The 26,929-nt window shown below is 34.6% G+C and carries 22 protein-coding genes and 3 pseudogenes; 16 read left to right on the top strand and 9 right to left on the bottom strand.

Annotation, left to right across the window (positions count from 1 at the left end; genetic code table 11):
• Positions 1 to 14: 14 nt before the first annotated feature.
• Complete coding sequence (gene hutG, locus ACQKMR_RS09955) at positions 15 to 959, bottom strand: formimidoylglutamase (protein ID WP_427697149.1); 945 nt, start codon at positions 957 to 959, stop codon at positions 15 to 17.
• A 116-nt stretch (positions 960 to 1,075) separates the two neighbouring features.
• On the opposite strand from hutG, the gene ACQKMR_RS09950 reads away from it, so the two are divergent.
• From ACQKMR_RS09950 to abc-f, 5 genes and pseudogenes are all read left to right on the top strand, one after another.
• Complete coding sequence (locus ACQKMR_RS09950) at positions 1,076 to 1,975, top strand: LysR family transcriptional regulator (RefSeq protein WP_427697148.1); 900 nt, start codon at positions 1,076 to 1,078, stop codon at positions 1,973 to 1,975.
• Between the two features lie 248 nt (positions 1,976 to 2,223).
• Positions 2,224 to 3,078, top strand: coding sequence for a hypothetical protein (locus tag ACQKMR_RS09945; RefSeq protein ID WP_427697147.1), 855 nt, complete (start codon positions 2,224 to 2,226; stop codon positions 3,076 to 3,078).
• A gap of 71 nt (positions 3,079 to 3,149) precedes the next feature.
• Positions 3,150 to 4,106, top strand: coding sequence for a VanW family protein (locus ACQKMR_RS09940; protein WP_427697199.1), 957 nt, complete (start codon positions 3,150 to 3,152; stop codon positions 4,104 to 4,106).
• A 9-nt stretch (positions 4,107 to 4,115) separates the two neighbouring features.
• Positions 4,116 to 4,226: pseudogene (locus ACQKMR_RS09935) on the top strand (succinyl-CoA--3-ketoacid-CoA transferase); the annotation flags it as partial.
• A gap of 834 nt (positions 4,227 to 5,060) precedes the next feature.
• Positions 5,061 to 6,698: a ribosomal protection-like ABC-F family protein gene (gene abc-f / locus ACQKMR_RS09930; RefSeq protein ID WP_427697146.1), complete on the top strand. Its 1,638-nt coding sequence runs from the start codon at positions 5,061 to 5,063 to the stop codon at positions 6,696 to 6,698.
• 412 nt (positions 6,699 to 7,110) lie between these two features.
• Here the strand turns inward: abc-f and ACQKMR_RS09925 are convergent, their stop codons facing one another.
• The 3 genes from ACQKMR_RS09925 to ACQKMR_RS09915 form a co-directional block, all read right to left on the bottom strand.
• Complete coding sequence (locus ACQKMR_RS09925) at positions 7,111 to 8,574, bottom strand: sodium/proline symporter (RefSeq protein ID WP_427697145.1); 1,464 nt, start codon at positions 8,572 to 8,574, stop codon at positions 7,111 to 7,113.
• A 203-nt stretch (positions 8,575 to 8,777) separates the two neighbouring features.
• Positions 8,778 to 9,995 (bottom strand): Zn-dependent hydrolase, encoded by a 1,218-nt coding sequence (locus ACQKMR_RS09920; protein WP_427697144.1) that lies wholly within the window; start codon positions 9,993 to 9,995, stop codon positions 8,778 to 8,780.
• Positions 9,988 to 10,701, bottom strand: a complete 714-nt coding sequence (locus tag ACQKMR_RS09915) for an L-2-amino-thiazoline-4-carboxylic acid hydrolase (RefSeq protein WP_427697143.1) — start codon at positions 10,699 to 10,701, stop codon at positions 9,988 to 9,990. Before ACQKMR_RS09915 ends, ACQKMR_RS09920 begins: the two co-directional genes overlap by 8 nt.
• Before the next feature lie 195 nt (positions 10,702 to 10,896).
• Here ACQKMR_RS09915 and ACQKMR_RS09910 point away from each other — a divergent pair, with 195 nt between their 5' ends.
• The 3 genes and pseudogenes from ACQKMR_RS09910 to poxB all read left to right on the top strand — a co-directional run bounded on the left by ACQKMR_RS09910 (position 10,897) and on the right by poxB (position 14,108).
• Positions 10,897 to 11,763 (top strand): LysR family transcriptional regulator, encoded by an 867-nt coding sequence (locus tag ACQKMR_RS09910; RefSeq protein ID WP_427697142.1) that lies wholly within the window; start codon positions 10,897 to 10,899, stop codon positions 11,761 to 11,763.
• Between the two features lie 129 nt (positions 11,764 to 11,892).
• A pseudogene (locus tag ACQKMR_RS09905) lies at positions 11,893 to 12,047 on the top strand (transposase); the annotation flags it as partial.
• Between the two features lie 336 nt (positions 12,048 to 12,383).
• Entirely contained in the window at positions 12,384 to 14,108 is a 1,725-nt protein-coding gene (gene poxB / locus ACQKMR_RS09900; protein WP_427697141.1) for a ubiquinone-dependent pyruvate dehydrogenase, read from the top strand.
• Between the two features lie 890 nt (positions 14,109 to 14,998).
• On the opposite strand, the gene ACQKMR_RS09895 is transcribed toward poxB, so the two are convergent.
• Positions 14,999 to 15,340: a DUF4183 domain-containing protein gene (locus ACQKMR_RS09895; protein WP_427697140.1), complete on the bottom strand. Its 342-nt coding sequence runs from the start codon at positions 15,338 to 15,340 to the stop codon at positions 14,999 to 15,001.
• Between the two features lie 453 nt (positions 15,341 to 15,793).
• On the bottom strand, positions 15,794 to 16,432 hold the full coding sequence (locus ACQKMR_RS09890; RefSeq protein ID WP_427697139.1) for a LexA family protein: 639 nt from the start codon (positions 16,430 to 16,432) through the stop codon (positions 15,794 to 15,796).
• A 134-nt stretch (positions 16,433 to 16,566) separates the two neighbouring features.
• Between ACQKMR_RS09890 and ACQKMR_RS09885 the strand changes: the two genes are divergently transcribed.
• The 4 genes from ACQKMR_RS09885 to ACQKMR_RS09870 all read left to right on the top strand — a co-directional run bounded on the left by ACQKMR_RS09885 (position 16,567) and on the right by ACQKMR_RS09870 (position 21,049).
• Positions 16,567 to 16,791 carry a helix-turn-helix transcriptional regulator gene (locus ACQKMR_RS09885; protein ID WP_427697138.1) on the top strand — a complete coding sequence of 75 codons (225 nt, stop codon included), beginning with the start codon at positions 16,567 to 16,569 and terminating at the stop codon, positions 16,789 to 16,791.
• A gap of 370 nt (positions 16,792 to 17,161) precedes the next feature.
• Positions 17,162 to 17,377 carry a hypothetical protein gene (locus ACQKMR_RS09880; RefSeq protein ID WP_427697137.1) on the top strand — a complete coding sequence of 72 codons (216 nt, stop codon included), beginning with the start codon at positions 17,162 to 17,164 and terminating at the stop codon, positions 17,375 to 17,377.
• A 962-nt stretch (positions 17,378 to 18,339) separates the two neighbouring features.
• Complete coding sequence (locus ACQKMR_RS09875; protein ID WP_427697136.1) at positions 18,340 to 18,798, top strand: NUDIX hydrolase; 459 nt, start codon at positions 18,340 to 18,342, stop codon at positions 18,796 to 18,798.
• Positions 18,799 to 19,516: 718 nt separating this feature from the next.
• Positions 19,517 to 21,049, top strand: a complete 1,533-nt coding sequence (locus ACQKMR_RS09870; protein WP_427697198.1) for an esterase/lipase family protein — start codon at positions 19,517 to 19,519, stop codon at positions 21,047 to 21,049.
• Positions 21,050 to 21,248: 199 nt separating this feature from the next.
• On the opposite strand, the gene ACQKMR_RS09865 is transcribed toward ACQKMR_RS09870, so the two are convergent.
• The gene (locus ACQKMR_RS09865) at positions 21,249 to 21,536 is read right to left on the bottom strand and encodes a hypothetical protein (RefSeq protein ID WP_427697135.1); all 288 of its coding nucleotides are present in this window, start codon (positions 21,534 to 21,536) and stop codon (positions 21,249 to 21,251) included.
• Positions 21,537 to 22,524: 988 nt separating this feature from the next.
• On the opposite strand from ACQKMR_RS09865, the pseudogene ACQKMR_RS09860 reads away from it, so the two are divergent.
• The 3 genes and pseudogenes from ACQKMR_RS09860 (at position 22,525) to ACQKMR_RS09850 (ending at position 25,189) form a co-directional block, all read left to right on the top strand.
• Positions 22,525 to 23,507 (top strand): annotated as a pseudogene (locus ACQKMR_RS09860) (alpha/beta fold hydrolase).
• Between the two features lie 27 nt (positions 23,508 to 23,534).
• Positions 23,535 to 24,206, top strand: a complete 672-nt coding sequence (locus tag ACQKMR_RS09855; RefSeq protein WP_427697134.1) for a response regulator transcription factor — start codon at positions 23,535 to 23,537, stop codon at positions 24,204 to 24,206.
• Positions 24,203 to 25,189: an ATP-binding protein gene (locus ACQKMR_RS09850; RefSeq protein ID WP_427697133.1), complete on the top strand. Its 987-nt coding sequence runs from the start codon at positions 24,203 to 24,205 to the stop codon at positions 25,187 to 25,189. The genes ACQKMR_RS09855 and ACQKMR_RS09850 overlap by 4 nt, the downstream gene beginning before the upstream one ends.
• Positions 25,190 to 25,510: 321 nt before the next feature.
• Here ACQKMR_RS09850 and ACQKMR_RS09845 read toward each other — a convergent pair whose 3' ends face one another.
• Together ACQKMR_RS09845 and lexA are read right to left on the bottom strand one after the other, a co-directional pair.
• A complete protein-coding gene (locus ACQKMR_RS09845; protein ID WP_427697132.1) occupies positions 25,511 to 25,633 on the bottom strand; it encodes a hypothetical protein in 123 nt (40 codons plus the stop codon).
• Positions 25,634 to 25,830: 197 nt separating this feature from the next.
• Positions 25,831 to 26,454: a transcriptional repressor LexA gene (gene lexA / locus ACQKMR_RS09840; protein ID WP_427697131.1), complete on the bottom strand. Its 624-nt coding sequence runs from the start codon at positions 26,452 to 26,454 to the stop codon at positions 25,831 to 25,833.
• 155 nt (positions 26,455 to 26,609) lie between these two features.
• Here lexA and yneA point away from each other — a divergent pair, with 155 nt between their 5' ends.
• Positions 26,610 to 26,921 carry a cell division suppressor protein YneA gene (yneA, locus tag ACQKMR_RS09835; protein ID WP_427697130.1) on the top strand — a complete coding sequence of 104 codons (312 nt, stop codon included), beginning with the start codon at positions 26,610 to 26,612 and terminating at the stop codon, positions 26,919 to 26,921.
• The last annotated feature ends 8 nt before the right edge of the window (positions 26,922 to 26,929 follow it).

Here is a 26,929-nt window from a genome sequence, read left to right as displayed (position 1 = left end):
GGTTGGTCAGATTGTTATCTACCGTCTACGCTCATGAATACTTCATTTATTAGGTTTGCAGCTAGTTTTACAGTGCGATTATCATAATCTAATGATGGATTTACTTCACAGATATCAAATGAAATAGTTTTCTTATGTGAAGCGATTTTGCGAATTAATTGTCTAACTATTTTTCCAGAGAGACCAAATGAGGAAGGTGCACTAACACCTGGTGCTTCAGAAGCGTTTATAACATCCATACAAAGTGTTAATATAATACAATCATTTTGATTCATAAAATTTTGAATTTTCTCTTCAATTTCATTGGAAATCTCATTTACTAATTCTTCTTCATAAATCCAGGAACAGTTAAGTGAGGTAGCGGTGTTAAATAATTTTTTTGTGTTTCCATAACGTTGAATACCAATAGGTAAATAACTTGCTTGACTATCATTGTCCAATATTTGTTTAAACATTGTTCCAGAAGAAGTCATTTGGTCATAAGAACGTAAGTCAAAATGAGCATCAATGTTTAGGATCCCTATTTTAACATTTGGTCCAACATGCGATCTTACTCCTAGATAATGTCCATAAAAAGTTTCATGTCCGCCTCCCAAAATAACAGGAAACATATTTTTAGTTAATATTTTCTCAACGTGACTTCCTAATTCAGCTTGAGCTGCTTCTAACTGTTGATTTTCACAAATGATATTTCCGAAATCAACTAGACTATCTGCTGATTGGCCGTGCCAAGATAAAGAAGATAAGGATTTACGTATTTCATTTGGAGCTTCTTTGCTTCCAAGTCTTCCTTTATTCCTGCGAACGCCTTCTTCACAAGAGAATCCTATTATCCCACATGTATCAATTGTTGATGTTTTTGAATGATCACTAACTATTTGATGAATTCTAAATTCATCTTTATCTATTAAACTATCTGTTCTGCCTTTCCATAAATCCATATTTGGTCCAATATACATTTATTATCCCACCCTAGAAATTAATTTATTTATTAGAGTATATCTGCTATTATTTATAATATCCAATACGTATTTTCAATATATTAATATAAAAAAACTATAAGTGGGGTGCTTTTTTGGATATTAGGCAACTAACTTATTTCATTTCTGTAGTAGAGAATAAGAGTTTTTCAAAAGCAGCAAAAAAATTGCACCTTTCTCAACCCTCGTTAAGCAATGCAATTACAAAATTAGAACAAAATATTGGATTTCCTTTACTTGAAAGGTCTACTCGTTCTGTTCGACTTTCAGATTCAGGAGAATTATTCTATCAAAGAGCAACAGAAATATTAAAAAAATTCCAACAATTCGAATTAGAATCGGCAGAAATACAACAAGTTGGAAATAAGCAACTGTCTATAGGAATTATTGAATCAACAAAACATTGGATATCTCAAGTAATTAGAGAATACAATAAACATCAATCAATAACTCATTATCAATTAGACGAAATATTAAGTAAAGATAATGTAATTAACGCATTACTAAATTATAAAAATCATCTTGTTTTAACAAATCAAGAAATTACACACCAAGAATTAAATGTACAAAAATTATATTCGGAAAAATTATGTTTAATTGCAAATGTTAATCATGCACTGTTCAAGAAACAGACTATTTCATTATCGGATATTCTGCCATACCCTTTTATTATATGTTCAGATGGATTTGAAACGAGGAATAACATTTTCAAAGCCTTTGAAGCCGAAAATCTTTCTCTAGATGTACAATTCTCCGTAGAGCGATTCGAAACAATTTGTGAGCTAATATCAAATGACTTAGGCATCAGTATCTTACCTGAACGATATTGTGAAAGTATAAATGATTCTAGATTGCATTTTGAATATTTGGATTCTTCATATTTTAACCGTACAGTATATCTAGTTACAAGTAAGAATCGTTTTATTGCTCCACATGTTAAATTATTTATTAAACATATTTTTGATTTTCACAAACGCGAAGTCCCAATAGAGTAAACCCTATTGGGGCTTTTTTTGTCGCATGAAATGGACAATTCGTGTATTTTGATTTGATTTGTTTCCATAGATTATCAATGCATTCCATCTTATTACTATATTAATGACTTTAGCTGATTAACTAAACGTAATTAGACCCTTTGTGTTAATTCTAATTATAAACACCTTTACGGATGAATTTCCAAATATTTAAAGCTATTCAAATCATTGTTTCCAGAAATAATAAGAAAAAACAATGGAGAAATCAAATGAAAAACAAAAAAAAGTTTCAAGTATTTATCGTTATTTTTATATTTGTCTTTATGGTCAATCACTCAGCTTATGCAATTGAATGGGAAGATGAAGATGTACCTATAAGCTTTAAAATTGAGATGTTACCTTGGGAGATTGTAAACAACATTATTCCAAATAAAACAAATTTCACCATTATAGATATTGAAACTGGTTTATCTTTTAAGGTACAACGAAGAGCAGGTAGCCATCATGCCGATGTACAGCCACTAACCAAGGAAGATACTCAAATTATGAAGAAAATTTATAATAATAAATGGAGTTGGAATAGAAGAGCCATTATTGTATTAATCAATAATCAAATGATTGCGGCATCTATGCATGGAATGCCGCACGGTGCTGGTGCTCTTCAAAATGGTTTTTCCGGTCACTTCTGTGTTCATTTCTCTGGAAGTATAACGCATCGTTTGAAAAACGAAGATCTTTCTCATAAATTAATGGTATTGAAAGCGGCTGGTAAGCTTGATGATTATATAGAAACGGTAAGTCCCTATGAACTTATTCGTATTTTTACCATTTCCATTAATCAGGGAAATCAGAAATTATTAGCAATGACCTTATCAAATCCGAGTCATCTTAATCGTGTTAATAAACTTGTTAAAGATATTACATATTTTGGAGTAGTTGACCCCTTAAGACAACCACCTGAACAACTAAATGGGTTACTTCTCGTGGATGTACCCGTTCAAGTAGCTATCTATAAGAAGAGAGAAGGCAAAGAAAAAAAGGTTATGCATTTTATGATTCGAAGGGACAGTTTGACAGATCGTTGGTATATTGATCAAGATTCGCTCTATGAAGACTTAAAATAAGATATGTAAAATGAGGAATACATGAAATGATAAATTCCAACCCATATTAAAATAATGTGGGGGTGGTTTCACTGAGATTAACATGGATTGCCGGCCTTTTACTATTCGTTCAACAAGTGTATATTCCTGACAGCTTATCGGTAACCCAGCAAGGACAAACGATTGCTGTTGTCAAACGCGCTGATGTTTCTATGGCATTTCTAGATGTTCCTATGATGGACGTGGATAAATACAATCAGTTTATCGAAAAAATAGACCGTCATGTATATCAAGAACCTGTAAATGCCACAATCGACAAAAATGGTAATATTCTTCCTGGGCGGGTAGGTTACAGGCTATACCATCAAGCATTTAAAGAGCAATTTTATTCCTTTCTATACGGACGTAGAGAACAGAAAGTAGAAGTTCCCTTACTTGCCATTCATCCAAAGGTTGATAACGAACTACTTGCTCAGATTCGTGTAAATAAGATTGGTGAATATAGAACCTATTTTAATGTGAATAATAAAAATCGTTATAATAATATCTCACTCGCTACAGAAGCCATTAATAACTATGTCGTGTTTCCAGAAGAGACGTTTTCCTTTAACCAAGTCGTTGGCAAGAGAACAGTAAACAAAGGATATTTGCCCGCTCGCGTTATCGTTAAAGGAGAGTTTTCTGAAGGGGTCGGTGGAGGGATTTGTCAGGTGTCATCCACTCTGTATAATGCCATCGACAATGCAGGGTTGCAAATTATTCATCGCTATTCCCATTCTAGGCACGTTCCTTATGTTCCACCTGGCCGCGATGCTACGGTAAGCTGGTATGGACCTGATTTTAGCTTTAAAAACAAGTACAATCAACCTATCCTAATCCGTGCTACAACGCAAGAAGGCACCGTAAGTATCAGTGTTTACTCTTCAGATGTGATAAATAATGAGACACGGAAAGTTCCCTTAGCTACAAGTCAGAAATTAAAGGAAGCTTTGGATTATACGAATGTGTTGAATAAACAAGGGACCAACCAATCTGTGCGGCCATATTGATCACGTTTTTTAGGCGGTATGGAAGTAGCGGAAAATGGTGATCGGGCTAACTGGATGATCCCAGGCAAGGTCTTTAAAAGGACTTGGGTGCAGCGATGGATCTTGTCAACGAGGCGAAACACGTTATCGGAATATGTAAAAAAGCATACCAAAAATTAGGCTTGAATGTCACTGCCATTACCGGGTAAAGGGGTAGTACATAAGAGGGAATGATTCGATTGCCTAATACTTTAGAAAACACATTAAACAAATGAAAGAAGCAGTTGGTGATGGTGCTAAATTAATAGGATATCTAGACATCAGCTTTTGTTTATTTAATCGCTTGCGCTGTTTTTACCATCATTGCAGCAGTGGAGCTTAATTTGAAAAAAGGTCTTTCCTTCAAAGAACCATTGGTAATTAGCAGGGGAAAACAAACGTAACCAAACAATAAAGTAATGAATATGATAATCAAACACTTTCAACTTTGTTATTCAAGCGATGTTATGAGTCAATTCACCATCAATTTATCGCTAATACCTATATACAGTAAATTCTTACTGAATCATGGTATTATTGTTTATTCAACTAAAATTAGATTTTATTTTATATTAATCGCTTAATAAAGAGCTGATAAAAATAGATGAAACAGAAAAATTCTGAAACGTTCGAGGAAATACTGAGTGGAGGAACGGAATAGTTTTAGCAGATTTTTCTTTTCATTATTTGATTTTGTGGGTATAATATATTAAATCATATTAGAAGGGATGATGGGTGGCCGATGAAGTACTAATCTTATTTCAAACATTTGAGAATAATTTTTCAAATTAAAAAATAGGATTAGTCTGCCCATTTTCCATATAATTTTTTAAGCTATTCATTAAATAGCTTATTTTCATTATGAAAAATGCAACTAATCCTTCCAAATTCAATTGGGAGGATTTTTTTCTCCCTTGAAAAAGAAAGGGTGATACGATGAAAGAAATCGTAAAATTAAATCAAATAAATTTAGAAATTATGGACCGTATTATTTTTAAAGATCTTAACGCAACTATTGGTCGTGGAGAAGTGATTGGTCTAGTTGGCCGAAATGGTAGCGGAAAGTCCACGCTATTACAAATTTTACTTGGACATGTAAAACTATCTGAGGGACAGGTTGAATGGGAAAATAACAAAACCGAAGTCTTTTTAGTGGATCAGGAGAAACAAACATACGCATCTGAGCAGGTTACACAATTAGAAGCTACTCTAATGGCGAAATGGCATATTCCAGATGTTCCTTACGAAGTGTTAAGTGGCGGAGAAAAGCTCAAAATTCGTCTTGCAAAAGGTTTCGCGTTAGCACCGCACTTACTCTTATTAGATGAACCAACAAACCATCTAGATATAGAAAGTACGGAGCTGTTAGTTAATCAAATAGAAAATTATACGGGTACAATCATTGTCGTTTCACATGACAGATATTTTTTGGATACTGTAGCGACGAAAATTTGGTCAATTGAAAATACGAAATTATTCGAGCAAAAAGGAAATTATACACATTATATAAAGATTCGAGAACAAAGAAGATTAACTCAACAAAGAGAGTACGAAAAACAACAAAGAAAAATGGAACTCGTAGAAAATCAAATAAACGAACTGACATCGTGGTCGCAAAAAGCGCATGCACAATCGACGAAGCAAGAAGGATTTAAAGAATATTACCGCCTAAAAGCGAAACGAATGGATTCTCAAGTCAAATCTAAGCGCAAACGTCTTGAGAAGGAACTTGAGAAGACGAAGGTTGAACGTGTTGAGGAAGATTATCTTGTTCGATTTTCGTTAGAAGCGAATACGAAGGTCGGCAAAAGATTTTTAGAGGTGAAAAACTTAAAAAAGAAGTTTGGGGAACGAATATTATTTGAACAGACGAATTTTACAATTCAACACGGTGAAAAAGTAGCGCTTATTGGCCCGAATGGTAGTGGGAAAACGACATTTTTAAATATCTTAATGGGCAAGGAGTTTGCTGAAGGGGACATTTGGGTTTCCCCATCTGCGAATATTGGTTATTTAACGCAGCAAGTATTTGACTTGCCTCTAGAGCAAACGCCTGAACAATTATTTAAATGTGAAACATTTAAAGAACGGGGCAAGGTTCAGAATTTAATGAAGCATTTAGGATTTACAGCAAGTCAATGGTCTGAGCCAATTGAACAGATGAGTATGGGAGAGCGCGTGAAGTGTAAGCTTATGCAATATATACTGGAAGATAAGGATGTACTAATTTTAGATGAACCGACAAACCATTTAGATTTGCCTTCGAGAGAGCAATTGGAATTAACGTTAGCAGAGTATACCGGCACATTGGTCATTGTTTCACACGATCAATATTTCTTAAGTAAAACGACATCTGTACAGTTGATTTTTGAAAATCATCGTATTCAAAAGAAATTAAAGCAATCAGACGAAAAGGTTAATTCACTTGCAGAACAGCGCTTAAAGCTTGAAACAGAACGACAAGAAGTATTAGGGAAATTGAGCTTTTTATCGTCTAAAAGCCAAGAGTATATAGAACTCGATCAAAGATTCAATGAACTTACAAAAAAGATTAAGAGATTAGAAAATCTATAATTCAGTAACGAACGCACTTTAGTGGAAATCAAACGAATTTGATTTTAGTTTTAATAATTGTATTTACTCTGAACGAATCATATTAAAGAGCTTATAAAGGAGGTACTACGTTTTAGATAGTATCTCCTTTGGGTTTCTTAAAGTAAAATAAAAGACTTTATTATCTCTATACAGCTGCCAGTTTATCTGCTATTTGTATTGCCATTCAGTTAGCTCTCCTTTATTAGGTCTTGATAATTTCAAAATGGAGTAAATTTTTTACTTAGGGTACAACTTTGTATTACATCCACAACAGACTCTTTTAAATCCAAAAAAACCTTGTAATCCTTGATAGACAAGGATTACAAGGTTTATATAAAGTAATTCTGACTTGAACTAGCAACTGTCAATCTTTCCAACCTATTTGGAACAATTAAGAAGCTAATTCAGCTGATTTTGAAACTTTTTCAGGAAACCATAAACTCACTACAATACCAACAATAAGACAGATAAAGAAAGTGGCCGCTTTAGCAGTTACGATGGCTTCTAAAGGAGAAGTGGTCCACAGGATGGCGCTGATAAACCCTGTAATTATAGTGGCTACTACGCCTGTACCAGATGTTTTTTTCCAAAAGAATATAAGTAAAATGACGGCAGAAAATGTATTGCCGACCCCTGCCCAAGCAAAACTGACCATATTATAAATAATGGAGCCAGATGCTAACGAAACAACAATACCTACAAGACCAGCTACAATGGCAATGCAACGAGATAATTTCACTAAGGTTTGACTCTTTATCGTCATACCCATGGCTTTATGAACAATATCTTCACTTACTGATGTTGTAATAACGAGTAATTGAGAAGATGCTGTTGACATGATAGCAGCTAAAATTCCTGCAATGATGATTCCTGCAACCCATGGTGGCAACAAATCGAATACCATATGAGGCAAAATCATTTCAGAATCTTCAATCGTTCCTTGTTTATAGATAACGGAAGCAAAAATGGCAGATAAAAAGGCACCGACATAGACAATTAATGTCCAAATAATTGCAACAATTTTTCCTGTTTTTAGTTCTTTTTCATCCTTTAATGCCATAAAGCGAGAACTTAATTGTGGCTGTCCTCCAAGCCAGCCAAAGAACCAAGAAAGGTTTGTAAATAGCATGGCTCCGATGGCTAGTCCAGATAATCCTCCGATCCAACTATCTGCACCACTTCCCATTGAATTTAAGGTATACGAAATCGATAAATCATTTTGTTGAATTTCAAAAAATCCTGCAATTGGAACGATAATAAACGCTAAAACCATTAAAAAACTTTGAATTGTATCAGTCCATACAACTGACATAAACCCACCCATACAAGAGTAGGCAATAATGATGAGGGCAACTACAATGGTTCCTACCGTAATATTAAGTCCAGAAAAAGAATAAAGAGTTTTACCAACACCGGAAAATTGAGCTGCTAAGTAGCAAGTGAAAAATATGACCATAATGATCGATGACAACCAACGAATCAAATTAGTGTGATTAGGAAATTTAACAGCTATATAGTCGGTTAATGTATACACTTTATATTTTTTTGTTTCATTCATAAATCTTTTGGCTAAAAAGAGCCAAGAAAAGAGAACGCCTATAAACATTCCCGATAAGATCCATATTCCTGACAAACCTGTTACATAAATAAAACCTACTGCCCCTAAGAACATATAGGCGGATTCACCTGTAGCTCTTTCAGAAAAAGCTAGTGCCCAACCAGGTAACTTATTTCCTCCGAGAAAATAATCAGCGTGGTCCAATTTTTTTCTACTAAAGAGCACACCCACTCCAAGCATTAAGAGAAGGTAAATGATGATTTCGGCAAAAACAATCGAAGATCCTGAAAAATTCATTTTATTATCTCCTTTATAAATTATATTAAACAAAGTTGTATAGTGAGAATAAATGCAAAATTTTTTTCCCATCAGGGATTATTCATGGTTAACAACTAATTTCAAAAACATGATTTAACCCTTGATTTATATAAATAACAGAGCCAGATTTTGAAAGAGTAAAATCGTAAACAGGCTCTGAACATACTACAATGATATATTCTTTAGTTTTTGTCTAATTGTAGAATTGTTAAATATAAGACTTTAGCGGCTTTTTCAATATCTTGCTCTGAAGAAAATTCCCTTGGATTATGACTGATCCCATCTTTCGATCTAACAAAAATCATACCAATTGGGAATCGATTTTTAAACTGCATGGCATCATGTCCGGCACCACTAGGTAAAGAGACGATGGATTCACCTAATTCTTGAATACTTTCCTTTATGACATCTTGAATGTTATCTTCACAACGAACAGGTGCAACACGTTGTAATACAGAGATTTCTAAGTGTAATTGTCGATCATTAGCTACCTTTTTCGCGAATTTTCTAATCTCTTGTTCGACTTGATCTCTGGTTTTTTCATCGATATCTCTAATATCAATTGTCCATTCCACCTCACCAGGAATGACGTTCACGCCGTTTGGTTTTACAGAAAGTTTGCCCACAGTAGCTACAGATGAAGGGGACTCCTTAGCTATTTTTTCAACCTCTGCAATAATTAAACTTGCTCCTACTAAAGCATCTTGTCTTAGATTCATCGGTGTTGCACCAGCATGCTCTGACAGTCCTGTTAATTTGAACTTAAGCCACACCGGACCAGCGATACCAGTTACATTACCTACTGCTGCTTCATTATTTTCAAGAACCTTTCCTTGTTCGATATGAACTTCTAAATAGCACTTTACGTTTTCTATTTTCGCACTTTGGAGATGCTGATTTTCTAATCCATAATCCCTCATAGCTTGTTCAATCGATATTCCTTGATTATCTACTTTTTTTAAATCATTGGATGTCAATGTACCTGCGACAGCTCGGCTCCCAATCATACCAAAGCCAAAACGGGTTCCTTCCTCATCCTTAAAGGCAACAATTTTAACAGGATGTTTCAGTTCAATTTCTTTTTCTTTTAACGAATGTATGACTTCAATGGCGGTTAAGACTCCTAAACTCCCATCATACTTTCCGCCATTTGGAACGGTATCAATATGTGAACCTATTAAAATAGTGGGTAAATCATCCGTAGCCTCTTGACTCCCAATCAGATTGCCCACTGTATCATAATGGACGGTTAAACCAGCAGATTCCATATATTGTTTGACTCGTTCATTTGCTCGTCTCTCATCACTTGTATAAGAAAACCGATTTATGCCACCATCTATTGTTTTTCCAATGGCGGATAACTCTTCTAAATGGGTATTCAATCGCTTGATATTAATCATTGTTTTCCTCTGAATCTTTTAATTGAAAACGAAAATGACATTGTCCTTCTTTTAACACAAATTGATCATGTACGACGTTAAATTTATTGTTAAAACCATGAGCAATTGCATCATCTATCACCCTACAATAAACAAGTCCGTAAGCATGCATATCGTCATCAGCCCATTGTTGGCCTAATGGACATACTGTAAATGTTTGCTCGATTTCCTCAGATTTATTCACCGTTTCAATGGTAAACAAATCACTTCGTCCCATATCGTAGTTTGTTAAGTATTGATCAATTGTGTTGTCCGCCCCATTCACTCTGGCTCTTTGTGCAATTCCACGACCACGCTTTTCACCAAATTGCCATATACCTTCTTGAATAGCGGCTTCTCCTTCATCGCCATAAGTATCTACTATAGCTTTCGTAATTTGGGCAAATAATTTTGCAAATAGGGCAAAGGGTGTAAGATTTCCATACTTATTTTGACTGTTATGATCTTTAGGAATATAGTCAAATAACGTATGATTTTCTCTTTCTGTCGTTGCTTTTATCGCAATCTCTTCCGCGTCTTTATATCCAAAATTATCAATTCCTTGTTGCAGTAATGCCTTTCCATTTTCTTTATATTTCAAAACAACGACTTTTTCTATTTCTGTAAATAATTTAGCTGTCATGACTTCCATGGAATATGGTGGGATAACATGATTCGTTTTACTCAATATAAACACTCACTTTCTATTTTTCATTTTTTAGAATAATCCTAGCTTTCGTTTAAGTTAGTTTTTTAAATTTATAAAACCGATAGATTTACTAGCAATTGATTAATTGTTATTATAAATTCAATTCTTTATATAAATCAAATGAATAATTGTAATATAAAACATGAAAAAAATTAATAGTTGGAGTGACTATGAATGACACTGATCAAATATGAGATCTTTAGAACCGTTATAGAAACAGGAAGTCTATCGAAAGCAGCGGAAGTAGTTGGATTAACTCAATCAGCTGTAAGTCATGCAATCGCAAGTCTTGAGTCCGACTTCGGTTTTTCGTTGATTACTCGGGGACGTTTAGGTATTCATTTAACCAGCAATGGAGAAAAAATGCTGCTTTATATGCGAGAAATATTAAAATGGAATGAGCTGATGATGCAGGAAGTATCTAAAATTAATGGACTAGAAACAGGTATCGTACGAATCGGTACACTTCCGAGTGTGTCTATTCAATGGTTGCCTATGATTATTAAGCAATTTAATAAAGATTTCCCGTACATTGAAATAAAACTATTTGAAGGAGATTACGATGAAATTGATCAATGGATCTCGGATGGAACCATTGATTTTGGTTTTATGTCCTTGCCAGTTTCAAAGGCATATGAAGTGATTCCGTTAAAAAAAGATAGACTTTTGTGTATTTTACCGGATACGCACCCTTTAAATCAGCAAGATATCATTTACTTAGATCAACTCAAAGATGAATCTTTTATCATGCCTAAATCAAGCATCGATAAGGATGTTCGAAGAATTTTGAAAGAACACAAAATCAAACCAAAAATCAAATATGAAATCGCTGAAGATCAGGCGATCATTTCCATGGTGCAAAATGGTCTTGGAATCAGTATCCTCCCTGAAATGATACTGTATCGTATACACGAGAGTATTCGAATAATCCCTTTGGAAGGTAATTATTATCGCTCCATTGGAATTGCAGCCACTTCCTTACGTTATATGTCACCAGGATCGAAAAAACTAATTGAGTTTATTCAGGAATGGTTAAAATGAAAACAGCTCTTTTTGTCGTTGTCACACTTGTATTAATTGTATATTTTCACCAAATGAACAGAAAAGGTTTACGGAAGCCCTTTATGCTGTTGAATATTAAGCATCTTATATCAACTAAGGATCATGATAATAGGAGAAAAACTCGCAGCCACAATTATTTCTGAAATTGGTGAAATCGATCGGTTTAATCATCCGAAAAAACTCGTTGCCTGCGCTGGAGTAGATACAAGGGTTGACACTCATCGGGTAAGTTTACGGCAACAATTAATCGTATTACTAAAAGAGTCAGATTGAACAAACCCTAAATATAAATGGTTACAAGCCCAATTGGAGAATGATTGTACTTAGAACAACAAGTAGTGGGTTAACTGACTTTGTTGCATTCATGTAATTTCTATCCTTGAGTTAATAAAATCGTATACATTATTTCGATTTAGATTTAATAATGGTAAGTCGAAACTCCGCCTCAGTGAAAGGTTACATCAACAGAATATTAATAAGTAAAAAGGAAACCATAATGTTAATAAATTGAAATTAATATTAGAAGTATTATTATTCTGTTAAGACGCGGGTAATGAAAATACAAGATTTTTATATTTACTAAGGAGGAAAGGAAAAGGATGAAACAAACAATAGCAGATTTACTGATTGATTCTTTGCTGAACGCTGGTGTAAAACGGATTTACGGGATAGTGGGTGACTCACTGAACGCTGTTTTAGATTCCATTCGCCGTTCGGGGAAGATTGATTGGATATCAGTTAGACATGAGGAGGTTGCAGCTTTCGCTGCGGGTTCTGACGCATTATTAAGTAACAGTATCGCAGTTTGTGCAGGAAGCAGTGGCCCAGGGAATCTTCACCTAATCAATGGACTTTACGATTGTCATCGAAGTCGAATACCAGTGCTGGCTATTGCGGCACATATACCAAGCAATGAAATTGGAGGAGACTATTTCCAACAAACAAATCCTGAGCATTTATTCAAGGAGTGCAGTCATTTCTGTGAGGTTGTGACAAAACCTGAACAGATGCCCCGCATGGTTACGATGGCTCTACAACATTCCATTTCACGAAAAGGTGTCTCTGTCCTCGTTCTTCCTGGAGATGTTGCTTTACTCGCTGACAATGAAAGTGTTCCTGAACAGGTAATCCACATAACACAGCCGGTTGTTCGGCCATCTGATGAAGAGTTAAAACGCCTGTCAGAATATCTTAATAGTGGTAAACGCATCACATTATTGTGCGGGGCAGGTTGTGAAGGAGCCCACGCTCAGTTGATGCAGCTTTGTGACAAACTTAAATCGCCAATGGTCATTGCACTTAGAGGGAAAGAACATCTTGAGTATGATAATCCATATTTGGTGGGACTAACAGGTCTTATTGGATATTCATCCGGATATCATGCCATGATGGATTGTGATGTATTATTAATGCTTGGTACCGACTTTCCTTACAGGCAATTTTTACCCAAAAAATCAATTATTTTACAAGTTGATATTCGAGCGGAACATTTAGGCCGCCGAGCAGCATTAACCTTTGGACTTTGTGGAGACGTTAAATTTACAGTTGAATCACTTCTTACTCTTTTAAGTGAAACACATGACACTCATCATCTAGATAAATTTGTTTCAAATTATCTGGATGTTCGCAGGGGATTGGATAAACTTGCAATAGGGAAGCCAGGAAGGATGCCGATTCATCCGCAATTTCTTACTAAAGTAATAAGCAATCTCGCCAGTGAGAGCACAGTGTTTACATGTGATGTAGGTACACCAACTTTATGGGCTGCACGATACCTGGAAATGAACGGAAAAAGACGACTTCTGGGATCTTTCAATCACGGAACGATGGCAAATGCTTTGCCTCAGGCAATTGGAGCCCAGGCTGCGAGACCGGAAGTTCAAGTAGTGGCACTGTCTGGAGATGGAGGACTCTCAATGTTAATGGGTGATTTATTGACGCTTCGGCAGCATAAATTACCGGTAAAAGTAGTTGTATTTAACAACAATGCTCTAGGTTTCGTAGAACTCGAGATGAAGTCTGCAGGCTACCTAGAAACAGGGACAGGTCTTGAGAATCCAAACTTCGCTGATGTTGCCCAGGCGATGGGAATAGAAGGAATTCGTGTAGAAGACCCGGCAGATCTTGAGAATGCGGTAAAACGAGCGTTTTCACATAACGGCCCAGTTGTACTTGACGTGGTAGTAAACCGTCAGGAGCTGTCACTTCCGCCTAGTATCAAATTAGAACAGGCACAAGGATTCACTCTTTGGATGCTTAAAGCTGTGCTGAATGGCCAGGGCAATGATATTGTGGAGCTGGCTAAGACCAATTTCATCCGATAGTATGGAAGTAAGAGGCAAGTGTTAATAGAAAGCAAATAAGGTGAAGGTTAAAACATAAAAAAATGCAAGCAGGTTGAACATTAGCCTGCTCTGATACTGAAAAATAAAAGGGCTGTGTAAATCTGCATGGGCCTCATATTCTTTTTTTTCTATGTCTTCTTTAAAATAGAAATTATTTCTTTTGTGGGTTCTACGAGGGATGCCGAAATAATTAACTAGTCGCTACTTTTGGTGGTAAATGAACCACATGTTCATTATGCCTGATGCTGATTTAGATCAAGCCGTTAATGCCTTCCTAGGTGCAGCGGTATGGATTAGCTAGCTTCCCAATTATTTTAAAGCCTCTTTCTTGCTAAAGTGGCATGATATAAATTCCTCTAATATCTATTTCAAAGAAAACCCCGATAGAATATATGAATAATCTTTAATCCGTAAATATCTGTCCAACCCAATTTTTGTTTTTTAAGACTTTAAAAAATTAAGGGTTAAAAATGAAGTATAGATAGACAAAGGGAAACGATACAATCTCCGTATAAAATAACCACTTTTTTATGTACATCGAGTAAGAGTAAAAAATCTATTCCTTATTATTTTAATAGGTAAATGAAAACAGTTTGCTTATCTTATGAAGATTTTTAGCTGTTTTTATCAAACTATATTTAATTTGATCAATATTTTTTATAACTTATCGAACTTTCTTCAAATCCTACACTAGCTTTCTATTTTTTGATATTTATAGAACTAACGGGGCAGATTAGCATTCCTGTAGAACGTTAAATATTGACTTTGCTAAAAAAAAAGCCTCTCAGTATGATGAGGTTACACACAAACACAACTCAAATGTAAGTGGTAACTATACATACAATTTGGGAAAGAGAAGGTTTATCCCCTTATTCTTCAGATGTCTTTAATGGATTAAGTGATAACAGTTGTATCGCTCGTGGGTATGAATTTTGTTCAATAGTTGAACCAGCAGGAACTGTAATTACTAATTGCCCTACACCTGCACCTCCAGGAGTAGAGGTTAATAGATCATCCATCTGTAGTACACCATTAACATATCCATTAAAGTAACTATTATCTGTTGCTAAAGCCGGAAGTGCAGTAGCATGCGCTCCTGTGTCAGTCCGGAAGTCTTCAACTGCAATTGTTAAATTCCCTGCACCTGTAACAGTGGCAGTAACTTCATTGAAGAACCATACAACAGATGGAAACAACGGCAACTTGTGCAATAGGAAGTGAAAGCCTCTGACGGGATTCGAACCCGCACTCCTTTCGTAAGCTTAGGTTAGGGGAGAACACGCTTCCCTACGGATTTTCACCGGCAGGAATTGCACCTGCCTCAGCTTATTTGCTTTTCGGTGCTTCTGAAACCCTTACCTTGCGACCCGGTGACTACAATGTTTTCCGGCGCTCTTCCCTTCTAGAGCTACAGAGGCGAATTATAATACTCTAATTATACGAATCCTATAAGTGGTTGTGAACGATAGTATAGCCGAAATAAAAAAGAATGAAAAACCTGACTTTATTTTTAAGGATTGCTGCATAAAAGTAAATAACGGCGCAACCTGGTTGAATAGACGAAAATGTACAGGGCTTCCTCTATAGAGAAATAAATTTAATGAAAAAACATCTAAAAGAGGGTGAACCTTCGCCCATCTTTAAATTGGTCACGATAGAAATTATCAATCGTATATTTTTATTGCTTGAACTACTTTGCCTAATATTCGAACTCGATCTTTGTTGATGTTATAAGTTTTTTCTTCATAAAATGGATCTGTGCTGGATGGAATCAGTGTGATGTTTTCTTCGAAAATGTTCACTTTTTTGACTGTAGCATCATGACCATTTACTAAGACCACACCAATTTTACCGCTTTCAACATAGGTTGTTTTTTCAACTAGGATAAGTGAGCCGTCGCTGAATTCTTTATTCATGCTGTTGCCATTTACCTTAAGATAAAAATATTCTTTGTTTGTTTTAAGCATAGAATTTAATGTCGGCATATAGGCCTCTATATACTCTCGTGCAAAATTCGGTTCACCAGCAGGGATATTTCCGTAAACACCAATTAATCTGACGTTCTTCTCGTTTAAATATTCCATTGAAGGATCATCTTCAACTGTAGGTGATCCTTCAATGAGGTGGGAAAGCGGTATATCAAAGCAAGTAGACATCAGGCTTAATTTATCCATTAAAGGTTTGTTTCGCCCCGATTCCCAAGCTGATACTGCTGTAGGAGCAACTTTTAATATTTTTGCTAAATCTTCTTGGGTCATTCTGCGTTCTTTTCTTAACTTTTTAATTCGTTCACCAATGTGCATATTTCTTCACCTCTATCTTGAATATACACTATGAGTGAATATGAGTAAACTTAAAGTGTGTGAATTTTACAACAATTTGTTGTTAACTATACTTCAAGTGTGATATTCTTTTTTTAGACAGGAGGTGACAAGATGTGACAAATGTTAAATTTACAATTAAACAGGCGAGAAAGTATAAAGGTTTAACACAAGAAGAAATGGCAAAAGTGTTGGGAATGGCCAAGAGAACTTATATTGATTATGAGCAATATAAAATTCCTTTACGTATTGATAAGGCTTTTTTGTTTGCAGAATGTGTTGGTTTTTCGATTAACGATATAATTTTTTTTGATCCTGATGTACACTTTAAGTGTAGTTAGTGGAAGCTAGTTTACTATCTGGCTTAACAACAAGTGATTGAGCTCCCCTTTTTGAAAAGAAAAAACCACTCAATTATATGGAACAAAGGCGAATACTTTGGGATATGAACATTGCTTCAAACATCTTTGGGTGAATGGATTATGCAACAGTCAGGAAAATAAAACACTTGTATAACAATATAGTTGATAGTCGTTTATAAGGAATTAAGTATGAGTGATGTTAACTTTTGATTAATTGCTGAAGAAGAGCGGATTTACTATATTGAAAATCATCCGAACCTGCCACCGGAAAACCAGACTAAAAATAGAGTTTTCTCGAAAATCCATACGTATGATGATTTGAGAAAATAATTGATGGAAGGTGAATAAAGTGGAAAGAGAAATTAAATCTTTTGAGGTAATTTCAGGAGCGGTTGTAAATACCATTTCGATTGGTAGAGAATTTGGTGGAGAAGTTGTTGCGGACATTATCTTACACGATGGAATATTCAAATTGTTTAATCGCAAGGACGAGCTTATCACAGAAATTAATTTACCTGTTGTTGGTGTGATATACGAGTATAAAGGAGGAGAGTTTAGTGCCTAAAGAAATCAAACATCCAAAAATTTTATAGACTTTAAAATAGGCTTTCTTAACTTTAATGTGCAACCAGAACATGCAGGTATTGATTATTATGGCCACGGAATTTTATTGGGTAATTCAATTGTAATGGACCCATCCACAGGTGAGGTTGTGTTGAAAGTAAACCTAGATAGTTACCCAAGTGAAGTTTATTGTTTTTTATTTAAAACTGCAATTTAAAAAAGGATTCTTGGATAAAAACCAGAATGACAATCTATTTGTTTGTAGAAGGCATCATGAGTTAATAAAATAACGGATTCAATTACAATCTATGAATTGTATTATTTAGTACACCAAGACTAGGAGCAATTGGACAGTGGCGCATTCAAAGAAATTGCAAGTACGGATGTTAATAAAATATTTGGCCCTCTTTCCTTTGTAGGAGATAGGGCTTGTTCATTATAGAAAGACAAATCATCCTGAATTTCATGTCTAATCATCAATACTAATTCTGTAATTTCAATTTTATAATCAGTACTGTAATAAATGGTATTTTAATCTTTTGGATCTATTCGGATGTCGCAATTGTAACTGTCCAGCAAATATATTTATTTAAAAAAGTTACAATTGAAAAAAGTAGAAAATGTTATATCCCTAACACAGGTCCTTGCTTATTGTTCTGCTTCCGTTCATTGGTTGTGTGCTATATTTGAAGTGTAGATTTGAAATGCCGCCACTCTTGACTTTGTATAAACAAATGGCTTTTTCTATGAAGAAATCTGATTCTGAAAATAGGTAAATATATACGATCTATCTAGATGAACAAAATAAGAATCAATATAGGTCAATCCATTTATTGCTGGCTTTTTTTGTTCGAAAATGGGATGATGCCGTAAAGAAAAGTTAGTAAGCTAATAATGCAGTTGGATTTAAGAATAATCTAATTAATAATTTAAAGTAATAAATTCTATTAGAGGTGTTGGATTATGAGGAAGTTCAAATATACAGTTTGTTTTATTAAGCAAGGAAGTAGATTGCTCATGCTTAATAGAGAAAAAGCGCCAATTATGGGAGTTTGGAACGGTGTGGGTGGGAAAATTGAAAGAGGAGAATCACCAGAGGAAGCTGCTCTGCGTGAAGTAGAGGAAGAAACTGGTATACACTTAGAAAATTTTTTCTCACAAGGTACAATAACATGGGAAACATCAGAGGGTGTAATCGATGGGATTCATGTTTTTTTAGGTGAGTTAGATAGCAGTCATGTATATGAGACACCTAAGAAAATGCGAGAAGGTATTTTAGATTGGAAGTCAATTGACTGGATACTCGACCCTCATAACCTTGGTATTCCAGAGAAAATACCTCACTACCTGCCAGTTTTATTGGAAAAAGAAGGGGTACATTTCTTCACTTATATGGATGATAAGATGATACATGAGGGATAATTTGCTTTCATTAAACTAGAGCATTGATAAGTTTAATTTGAAAAATTAAAGTCAGCAAAAACATTGTTGGCTTTTTTATTATGGGGTTGTAGTGATTAATACTATAAAATGTAACAAAAGTAAGATTAAATACACTTATCATATCGGAAATGAATTTATTAGAAGCGACTATTAGTAACAACGAATTAAAAACTATGCAGACCTTTACCTTTATAGCTGATTAATGTTAAGTGTTTAATTGAATGAGTCGACATTTTAGAAATTTGGCTTTTTGTTTTCCAATCCTAATCCCGATAAAAATGTTGTAAACCTTTTTTGCACCAAAAATGGCCGAAGTGCACCTGCTACAGATCTTACGAGATTTAAGTAGGGGAGAAAGTGAGCGGACGAATAATTAGATAAAAATTGTAGTTTTTCATATTTATGAGAGTTCTTCTTGTATGAGATGGACCTATTTTTATAGGTAGTATAAAGATATACTAGTCATACTTTATCTCTATCTTGTTGAAATATCTCTAGTTTTTTTCACTCATTTTTAGAAAGAATGCAGGTGATAGATTGCTAGAGCACAAATATACACTTAATAAAGCTTGTAATCTGGCAAAAGGAGGTTTTGGATATTCGGAAAATTCAAAAAATAATTTGGAGGAGATAATAATTGAAAACAAATATTATTAAATATGTTGCTTTTCTTGTTCTCATCTCAACAATATTAGTTATGGTTAAGCCAGACATTACCTCGGCAGGGAAATTAAAGCCGCCATCTGAAACTTTTACACCAGGAGATTGGTTTCTAGGAGATATCCCTCCTAATCTAGATGTAAATAAACCACCGATCGTATTTGTTCAAGGGAAAAATGGTAGTTCAACTAGCTGGTACGGAGAAACGGAATATCATGGTGTCAATGATATGTATACAAAAGCATATGAAGCGGGTTACCAAACTGTATTTGTTCAGCTCTATGATGCGGCTGGAAATGGTTCAGTAAGCCAATATACGAATGGTAGGCTATTAGCATCAAAACTTGCTGAAATCAGTAACCATTTTGGCGGAAAAAAAGTTAATATAATAGCTCATAGTAAGGGAGGACCAGACACTCAAGCAGCCCTTGTTCACTATGGAGCACATCTTTATGTTGGAAGGGTTATCACTCTGGCTTCTCCTCATCATGGTTCTAACTTAGCTGATTTAGCATATAGCTGGTATGCGGGGTGGCTTGGTTCACTGCTTGGTCAAAAAGATGATGGAACATATTCTTTGCAAGTTGGAAAAATGGCAGAATTTCGTTCTGTCACAGATAACCATGTAAACTCTCGAAAAAATAAGTATTACACCGCTACAGGAATGAATAGAGGTCCAGCTCTTTCCGCTTTATCAATGGGAGGACAATATTTATCTTCATATGGAGATAATGATGGTCTAGTAAATGTATGGAGTGCGAAATTACCTTATGCTTCCCATTTATTTACTGATCCAAACTTAGACCACGACAACATACGCATAGGTTCTGCTGTCTTTTCTAGAATTGAACCATATTTAAGAAGCGATTCAATTGCTGGAGTTCCAAGTTTAAATACCAAGTCGACTCAACAAGTTCAAGATGAGGTTATCAAAACTGATATTTCTCAAACTGTTCATGGAGGAATCTTGCAACAAAATGCTTGGATCGAACAAACCTTCAATGTTAATGAAACAACCTCAGGTAATGTAACTATATACACAGCCTCAGATGATGTAGCAGTAGAATTAATTTCTCCATCTAATCAAACATATTTACCTTCCATACAAGTAAACTCTGCTGAGAATGAATCTTCCTTATTTTCTGGTGCAACTATCCAAACATTTAAAAGAAATAACCTTGAAGTTGGAAACTGGAAGGTACGAATGAAGACAATGTCACCAAAAGATGCATTCCTATTTACAGCACAATTTAATGAAAAGGATCCCATTACATTAAGTATGTCCGGGAAAGTAAAACAAAAGGATGCAAAATTCTTAATAAAGACTCCGATGAAAGTTAAAGATAAGTCTACTAGCACCACCTTTACTGTTCATCTTATTGATGAAAATGGAAATGAAATTGCCAAAAATAGCTCAATAAAGGAAATTGATACAGAGAATTTTTCTGGTGCCTTTCCAGAAGTGCCTAAATCAGGTGTTTATAATATAACGATTGATGTAAAAGAAAAAAATATAGATGGAACTGAAAGAACTCGTACTTTGATTCGCTCAGTCTATATTGAAAAATAGTAATGATGAATTAGGAAATAGCCATCTCTTTATTGAGAGGAGCGATATGCAGAAGCAAAAAATGTAGTCTGACTATAAATCTATATAGTGTTATGGATACTGCATGGGGTAACCTAACAGGCACCAACTTGAATTCGAGAGGAGAAAGGGGTAGTGAGAATTTTTACATCTGCTTCTAAGCGCCCAACCCGCTGTATTCTTAATCCTTATTTGGATTAGACGCTCTATATGACAAAATGGCAGTTTTGAGTGCAGCATAATTGCCTATGCTTGCGTAACCATAGAACCAGCCCATGAAAATGCCTGCAACAATGTGATGACGATGGCTGATGAAAATGGAAATGATTAACCCTAGAACTATAGCAATTGTAGGTACGAATTTTGAAGGAATATGAAACATGACCTTCAAAATTTGAGTCAAGATTATGATAGTTGGAATGGCTATTACTGCATCCCAAAAATTCGTATGGATGGTTGGAAAATCCAAATAATAACACCACTTTCAGAAGAAGTAAAGGAAGGTTCATTGAATTAATTTTTACCATCTTTAATGTATTTATACCTTCAGTATTTAGACAAATAAAGTGGAATATTTAAAGGCTCCCGATATGAATGGTTTGAGGGTTTTTCATAGTTCAAATAAAAAAACTTTGAATCAAAAAAAATAGTGGATACTATGTTCAATATGACATAGACTATCCACTATTTTTTTACATACCATAATTTCTCTGCATACTATTTATCCCTAATATTAAATGTCTACTATATAAGAGATCCATGAGAAAGGGATTTTATTTTATTAACAGCGTCTCGTGTAACGAAAGCAACTCTGTACAACAATGTAGTTAATCGTGAACGGATTGAAGTATAAAAGCAGCAACAATCACAAGCATCTACACCAAAACAAGTTTAATGAGAAATGAATGAGAGCAGCAAGGATGCCCTTATTGAATCACTTTAACGTAAGATAAAAGTTAGAAGATGATTAACAAGCAACTTAGGGACCAATGAAAGTAGCTTACGCAGAGGTATATAAAAAGATTAAGTATCAATTGGAGAAAATCGCCTTTCCTGTTTGTCTTCTTTTCAACTACCATGAAAATAAGTTTCTTTAAGAATGGAAAAATGACAATACATAAGAAGACCCTGCTCAATCGTTAAAAAAAAGAGGAGAGCGTTAATTAATTAGTCTATGGATTAGGGTTGACTGGATTAAGGTCAGTATCAGTATTGACACTGCCTAACCAATTTCATTCTCTGTGGTGCAGCACTGATTTTGTGCTGCATGGATGACTAACGGGCATGTTAATGGAGGAACTCCTTGTGAAAATTAGAGGAATTTGAAATAATTGTTAGTGGACAATTGAGAGTTTAATGGAAGCATAGCGTGTATGAGGAAAAGTTTTGTGAAAAATTCATTAGAAATTTATTTTTCTATTTTATCCTTTCAATATAACTTGAAAGGAGATTTTTTTATGAAAAGAGCATTTAGAATCTTTAAGAGAATACTTGTAATCATTTTCGTTTCGACATTGTTAATAGGAGTAGCAATTTTTACTTACCATCATTATCAATTGAATCAGGAATCAGAATTAATAAAAAGTAAAGGAACATTAGTCGATATTAAAAACAAAAACATCAATGTATATGAAGAAGGGGAAGGAAAAGAAACATTTGTGTTTATGCCAGGGGCAGGTATAGCTTCGCCCGTGTATGAAATGAAAGGACTTTATAGTAAATTTTCTAAAGAAAATAAAGTGGCTGTGGTGGAAAGGGCTGGTTATGGGTATAGTGACGTTTTTCACGACAGAAGAGATATAGATACCATTTTAAAGCAAACTAGAGAAGCCTTAGTTGAGAGTGGGAATAAACCGCCCTACATACTAATGCCTCACTCTATTTCGGGTATAGAAGCTATCTACTGGGCCCAAAAATACCCGGACGAGATCAAAGGTATCATCGGTCTAGATATTGGCTTGCCCCAAGATTACGTTACACATAAAATGAACCTTGCTGACTCCTTGATGATAAGAGGAAGGAATCTACTTACGGGAATAGGTGTTCACAGGTTATTTCCGAGTGCAACGTATGATCCTGAAGTAATAAAACAAACGTTTTTATCTGTAGAAGAAAAAGAAATTTTTAAGGCTATATCTTATAGAAAAGCATTTAATGAAGATATGAAAAAGGAAATCTTACAAAGTTATCAAAATTCGAAAAATCGACTGAACTACAACTTCCAAAGAATACGCCTATTCTATTTTTATCTGCTTATACAGATCAAAATAAAGACTCGGAATATACCATACAGAAGAACAAAAACTATAAAGCATTCGCAGAACAGGTCACCATATCGAAAGTAGTGAAAATCAATGGGAAACACTCTCTTTATCTTTATGCACCAGAAAAGATACACCAGCTTACCATGGGGTTTATCAATAAAATAGAAAAAAGATAAAATTAATTTTAGACGGAAGGTTTTTAAATGAAAGGATATAACATTCTTATTGTTGAAGATGATCTTATGATTGGAGATATATTAAAAAAAATTTTAGAAAGAGAGGAATATAATGTCTGCTGGAAAACCAGCAGCAGTGGAGTATTTGACGAAATAAATGAAATAGATATGGTCGTAATGGATGTGATGCTACCTGGTGAAGATGGCTATCAAATTACTAAGAAAATAAAGGGTTTAGGATTAAGCATACCCGTTATTTTTTTGTCTGCTCGAAATGATATCGATAGCAAACTACAAGGTTTAACCATTGGAGAAGATTACTTGATCAAACCTTATGACCCGCGTGAGCTATTACTAAGAGTACAGAAGCTGTTAGAGAATAATTATGGTACTTTCACACAAATCAAGCATGTATACATTAATGCAGATACGAAACGGGTCTATATTCAAAATGCTCATCATGAAGCAGCTTTCACTGCTATTGAACGTAAACTATTTTTTTACTTGTATGATAATCGGGATAGAATCTTAAGCAAAGATCATTTCTACAATTATTTATGGCAGCTTGAAGATAGAAACCCAAATATCATTAATGTCCATATAAAAAAAATCAGAGCAAAAATTAAGGATGATAAAGGTGAGATCATTCAAAATATATATGGAGAAGGGTACAGAATGAATACCTACATAAAAAAATGAAGCTAAAGAAAAAATACCAATTATTATTAACATTAGTAATAATCAGTGTTCCGTTATCATTACTGATCATGAACTTTATTGCGTTAGGAATATACAAGATTGCCTCTGCCACTAAGAATCAGAATGTTCCCTTTCATGAATCTTTCGCTTATCCAACTATGTATGTATTATTTTTCCTATCTTTTCTCTTATTAGCCTTTCTATTTTCTAGATCTATTCATTCATTATTAAATAAGATAACCTTACTGAATAAAACCATCAAGAATTTAGCTAGTAATGAAAACATTCCTGAAAAAATAGACATTAAAAGTGATGACGAAATTGGGGAACTTATCCACTCTGTAAATTTATTAATTGAGAGAACTACGTACAGGGAAATAGAAATGAAACAACAAGAGGGTCTACAAAGGGAATATTTGAATAAATTAAGGCATGATATTAATACCCCATTAACAGCCATTCGATTACAGTTATTCTATTTAGAAGGTGAACATCCAACTCTTGCACTAGAATCTCTATATCAACAAATACAATATATAGCTGATTTAACAGATGAAGTTCATATGGAATCTGTCGACTCATTAGATACATCTTATATTATGAGAAGTGAAGTAAATATCAATAATTTGTTAAAAGGAATGGTGAGAAAGTGGGCTTACTTGTATAGTATTAATGATATTGAATTATCCTTTCGTCCCTTAGATGAAGATTTAGTATGGATGAGCCATGATCTATGGCTACAAAGATTATTTGATAACGTCTTCCAAAACACGCTAAAACATTCAAACGCTGATAAACTTGAGGTCATCATTCATCAGGGTGTTATTTCTATAAGAGATAATGGAAAAGGTTTTGATTGTAGAGAAGAACATAAGGGACTCGGATTAAAAGTAATCGAAGACCTTGCTAAGGTTCTCAACATAAAATATACTGTACATTCAAATTCGGCCGGAACCTTATTTAATTTTACAATTGAAACCTAAGGATATAGATATTTGTGCAATTTTAGTAATGCAGTAAAAGCATCTTCTTCGTTTTCATACAATTAAACGATCTTCTAATTAAATAAATAGGCATTGAACAGTAATACTATATTGTTAATAACGTAAGTCATGTTTCTTAAATATAGGGCGTATTTGTTGAACAAGAAGTATAAGGGCGAAACATATTATATTGACTAATATGTTTCGCCCTTAATTTTTACGATCTAGTTCTTGATAATCGCAATAGGCTTTTGTTAATAGGATGTAAATCTTCCCAAAGCTTCTATTAAACCATCTATTTTTTTTAAAAATTTATTGCATTCAAAAAATCAAAACGTCTACGATTTGAGCATGTTTCGGAAGTAAGTTTCTTGGAGAGTCTTCCGTTTCCCCGTTTACAACGGCTAGTTCACCTTCAAAAGGATCAATAGTGTCCTTAACCACCCTTTTTCACCGTCATATCTCCTTTTAGATAGGGTCAAAAATTCTCGTGCCATTATATGTCAAAAAGAAAAGGTAAATACTCCTATAAAAGATTTCTACTAAAAAATGAAAATTTACGAAAACATAGTCTTCCATATGCATATTGAAGGAATATGGGACATAAATTAGACAAACAAAAAAAAGCGCAGTTAGCGCTTTTAGTGTATTTGTCTATACAAGCCTATTACTTTTCCAAGTATCGTGACATCTCTTAAAATAATTGGTTCCATATTTGAATTTTCAGGCTGAAGCCGTATGTAATCCGGTTCCTTAAAGAATCGTTTTACCGTGGCTTCATCATCTTCAGTCATGGCTACTACGATATCTCCATTATTGGCACTGCTTTGTTGTTTCACGATGACATAATCTCCATCATGAATTCCTGCTTCAATCATACTTTCTCCCATGATTTCGAGCATGAATACATGATCATCATGCGGAACCATACTTTCGGGAAGCGGGAAGTATTCTTCTATGTTCTCAATGGCGGTTATCGGCATGCCTGCGGTTACTTTTCCAAGCAACGGTACGTTAACGACATTAGTCTTAGGTATAGTGCTGGCTTCCTCTATGTTTAAGATTTCAATGGCCCTCGGCTTAGTAGGATCACGTCTGATCAGTCCTTTACTTTCCAGACGAGATAAATGTCCATGTACCGTTGAACTTGATGCAAGTCCCACTGCTTCGCCAATCTCTCTTACGGAAGGTGGATACCCTTTTTGGCGAACCTCTTCTTTAATGAAATCAAGAATATCTTGCTGCCGTTTTGATAGTTTAGTCATATGTGCACCTCTTCTCCAAAGTTCTTTGCTTTATTATAGCATGGCCCCTATTTCTATACAAACATAAGTTCGAATTTTGTTGTTGACTGAAACAAACGTTCGTACTATAATCTGGTTATAAGATACGAACGAACATTCGCCTTGGAGGGATATCTATGAAAAAGTTGTACAAAAATTATATTTATACGATTCTATTAGCGGGATCAGTATTTATCTTTTCAATTTTATTCTCCTGCACATTAGACAAAAATCAAAATAATAATTTTCTTTCAATAGAAGTAAATGAAGGTGATACCTTATGGGAGATTGCCGAAAAATATGAAGAAGCTGATTTGACAAAAAAAGAATTCATTGGTTGGATAGAAGAGCACAACGAAGTCAGGGCAGATTCAATTAAACCTGGCCAAGTCATTGTCATTCCGGTTAAAAGTGAGAAACTTGTTCAGAATTTGGCCAGTCAGCAGTAAGTAGTAAA

The sequence above is a fragment of the Peribacillus sp. NPDC096540 genome (genome assembly GCF_050278525.1).
GTDB lineage: Bacteria > Bacillota > Bacilli > Bacillales > DSM-1321 > Peribacillus.
The sequence above is the reverse complement of the archived record's forward strand: the minus strand, read 5'-3'. Positions and strand labels throughout refer to the sequence as shown.

Coding starts and splice junctions, on each gene's coding strand:
- abc-f (WP_427697146.1), top strand. CDS start 5,061: ATGAAAGAAATCGTAAAATTAAATCAAATAAATTTAGAAATTATGGAC.
- yneA (WP_427697130.1), top strand. CDS start 26,610: ATGAAAAAGTTGTACAAAAATTATATTTATACGATTCTATTAGCGGGA.
- poxB (WP_427697141.1), top strand. CDS start 12,384: ATGAAACAAACAATAGCAGATTTACTGATTGATTCTTTGCTGAACGCT.
- ACQKMR_RS09875 (WP_427697136.1), top strand. CDS start 18,340: ATGAGGAAGTTCAAATATACAGTTTGTTTTATTAAGCAAGGAAGTAGA.
- ACQKMR_RS09870 (WP_427697198.1), top strand. CDS start 19,517: ATGGTTAAGCCAGACATTACCTCGGCAGGGAAATTAAAGCCGCCATCT.
- ACQKMR_RS09925 (WP_427697145.1), bottom strand. CDS start 8,574: ATGAATTTTTCAGGATCTTCGATTGTTTTTGCCGAAATCATCATTTAC.
- hutG (WP_427697149.1), bottom strand. CDS start 959: ATGTATATTGGACCAAATATGGATTTATGGAAAGGCAGAACAGATAGT.
- ACQKMR_RS09945 (WP_427697147.1), top strand. CDS start 2,224: ATGAAAAACAAAAAAAAGTTTCAAGTATTTATCGTTATTTTTATATTT.
- ACQKMR_RS09910 (WP_427697142.1), top strand. CDS start 10,897: ATGACACTGATCAAATATGAGATCTTTAGAACCGTTATAGAAACAGGA.
- lexA (WP_427697131.1), bottom strand. CDS start 26,454: ATGACTAAACTATCAAAACGGCAGCAAGATATTCTTGATTTCATTAAA.
- ACQKMR_RS09850 (WP_427697133.1), top strand. CDS start 24,203: ATGAAGCTAAAGAAAAAATACCAATTATTATTAACATTAGTAATAATC.
- ACQKMR_RS09890 (WP_427697139.1), bottom strand. CDS start 16,432: ATGCACATTGGTGAACGAATTAAAAAGTTAAGAAAAGAACGCAGAATG.
- ACQKMR_RS09920 (WP_427697144.1), bottom strand. CDS start 9,995: ATGATTAATATCAAGCGATTGAATACCCATTTAGAAGAGTTATCCGCC.
- ACQKMR_RS09855 (WP_427697134.1), top strand. CDS start 23,535: ATGAAAGGATATAACATTCTTATTGTTGAAGATGATCTTATGATTGGA.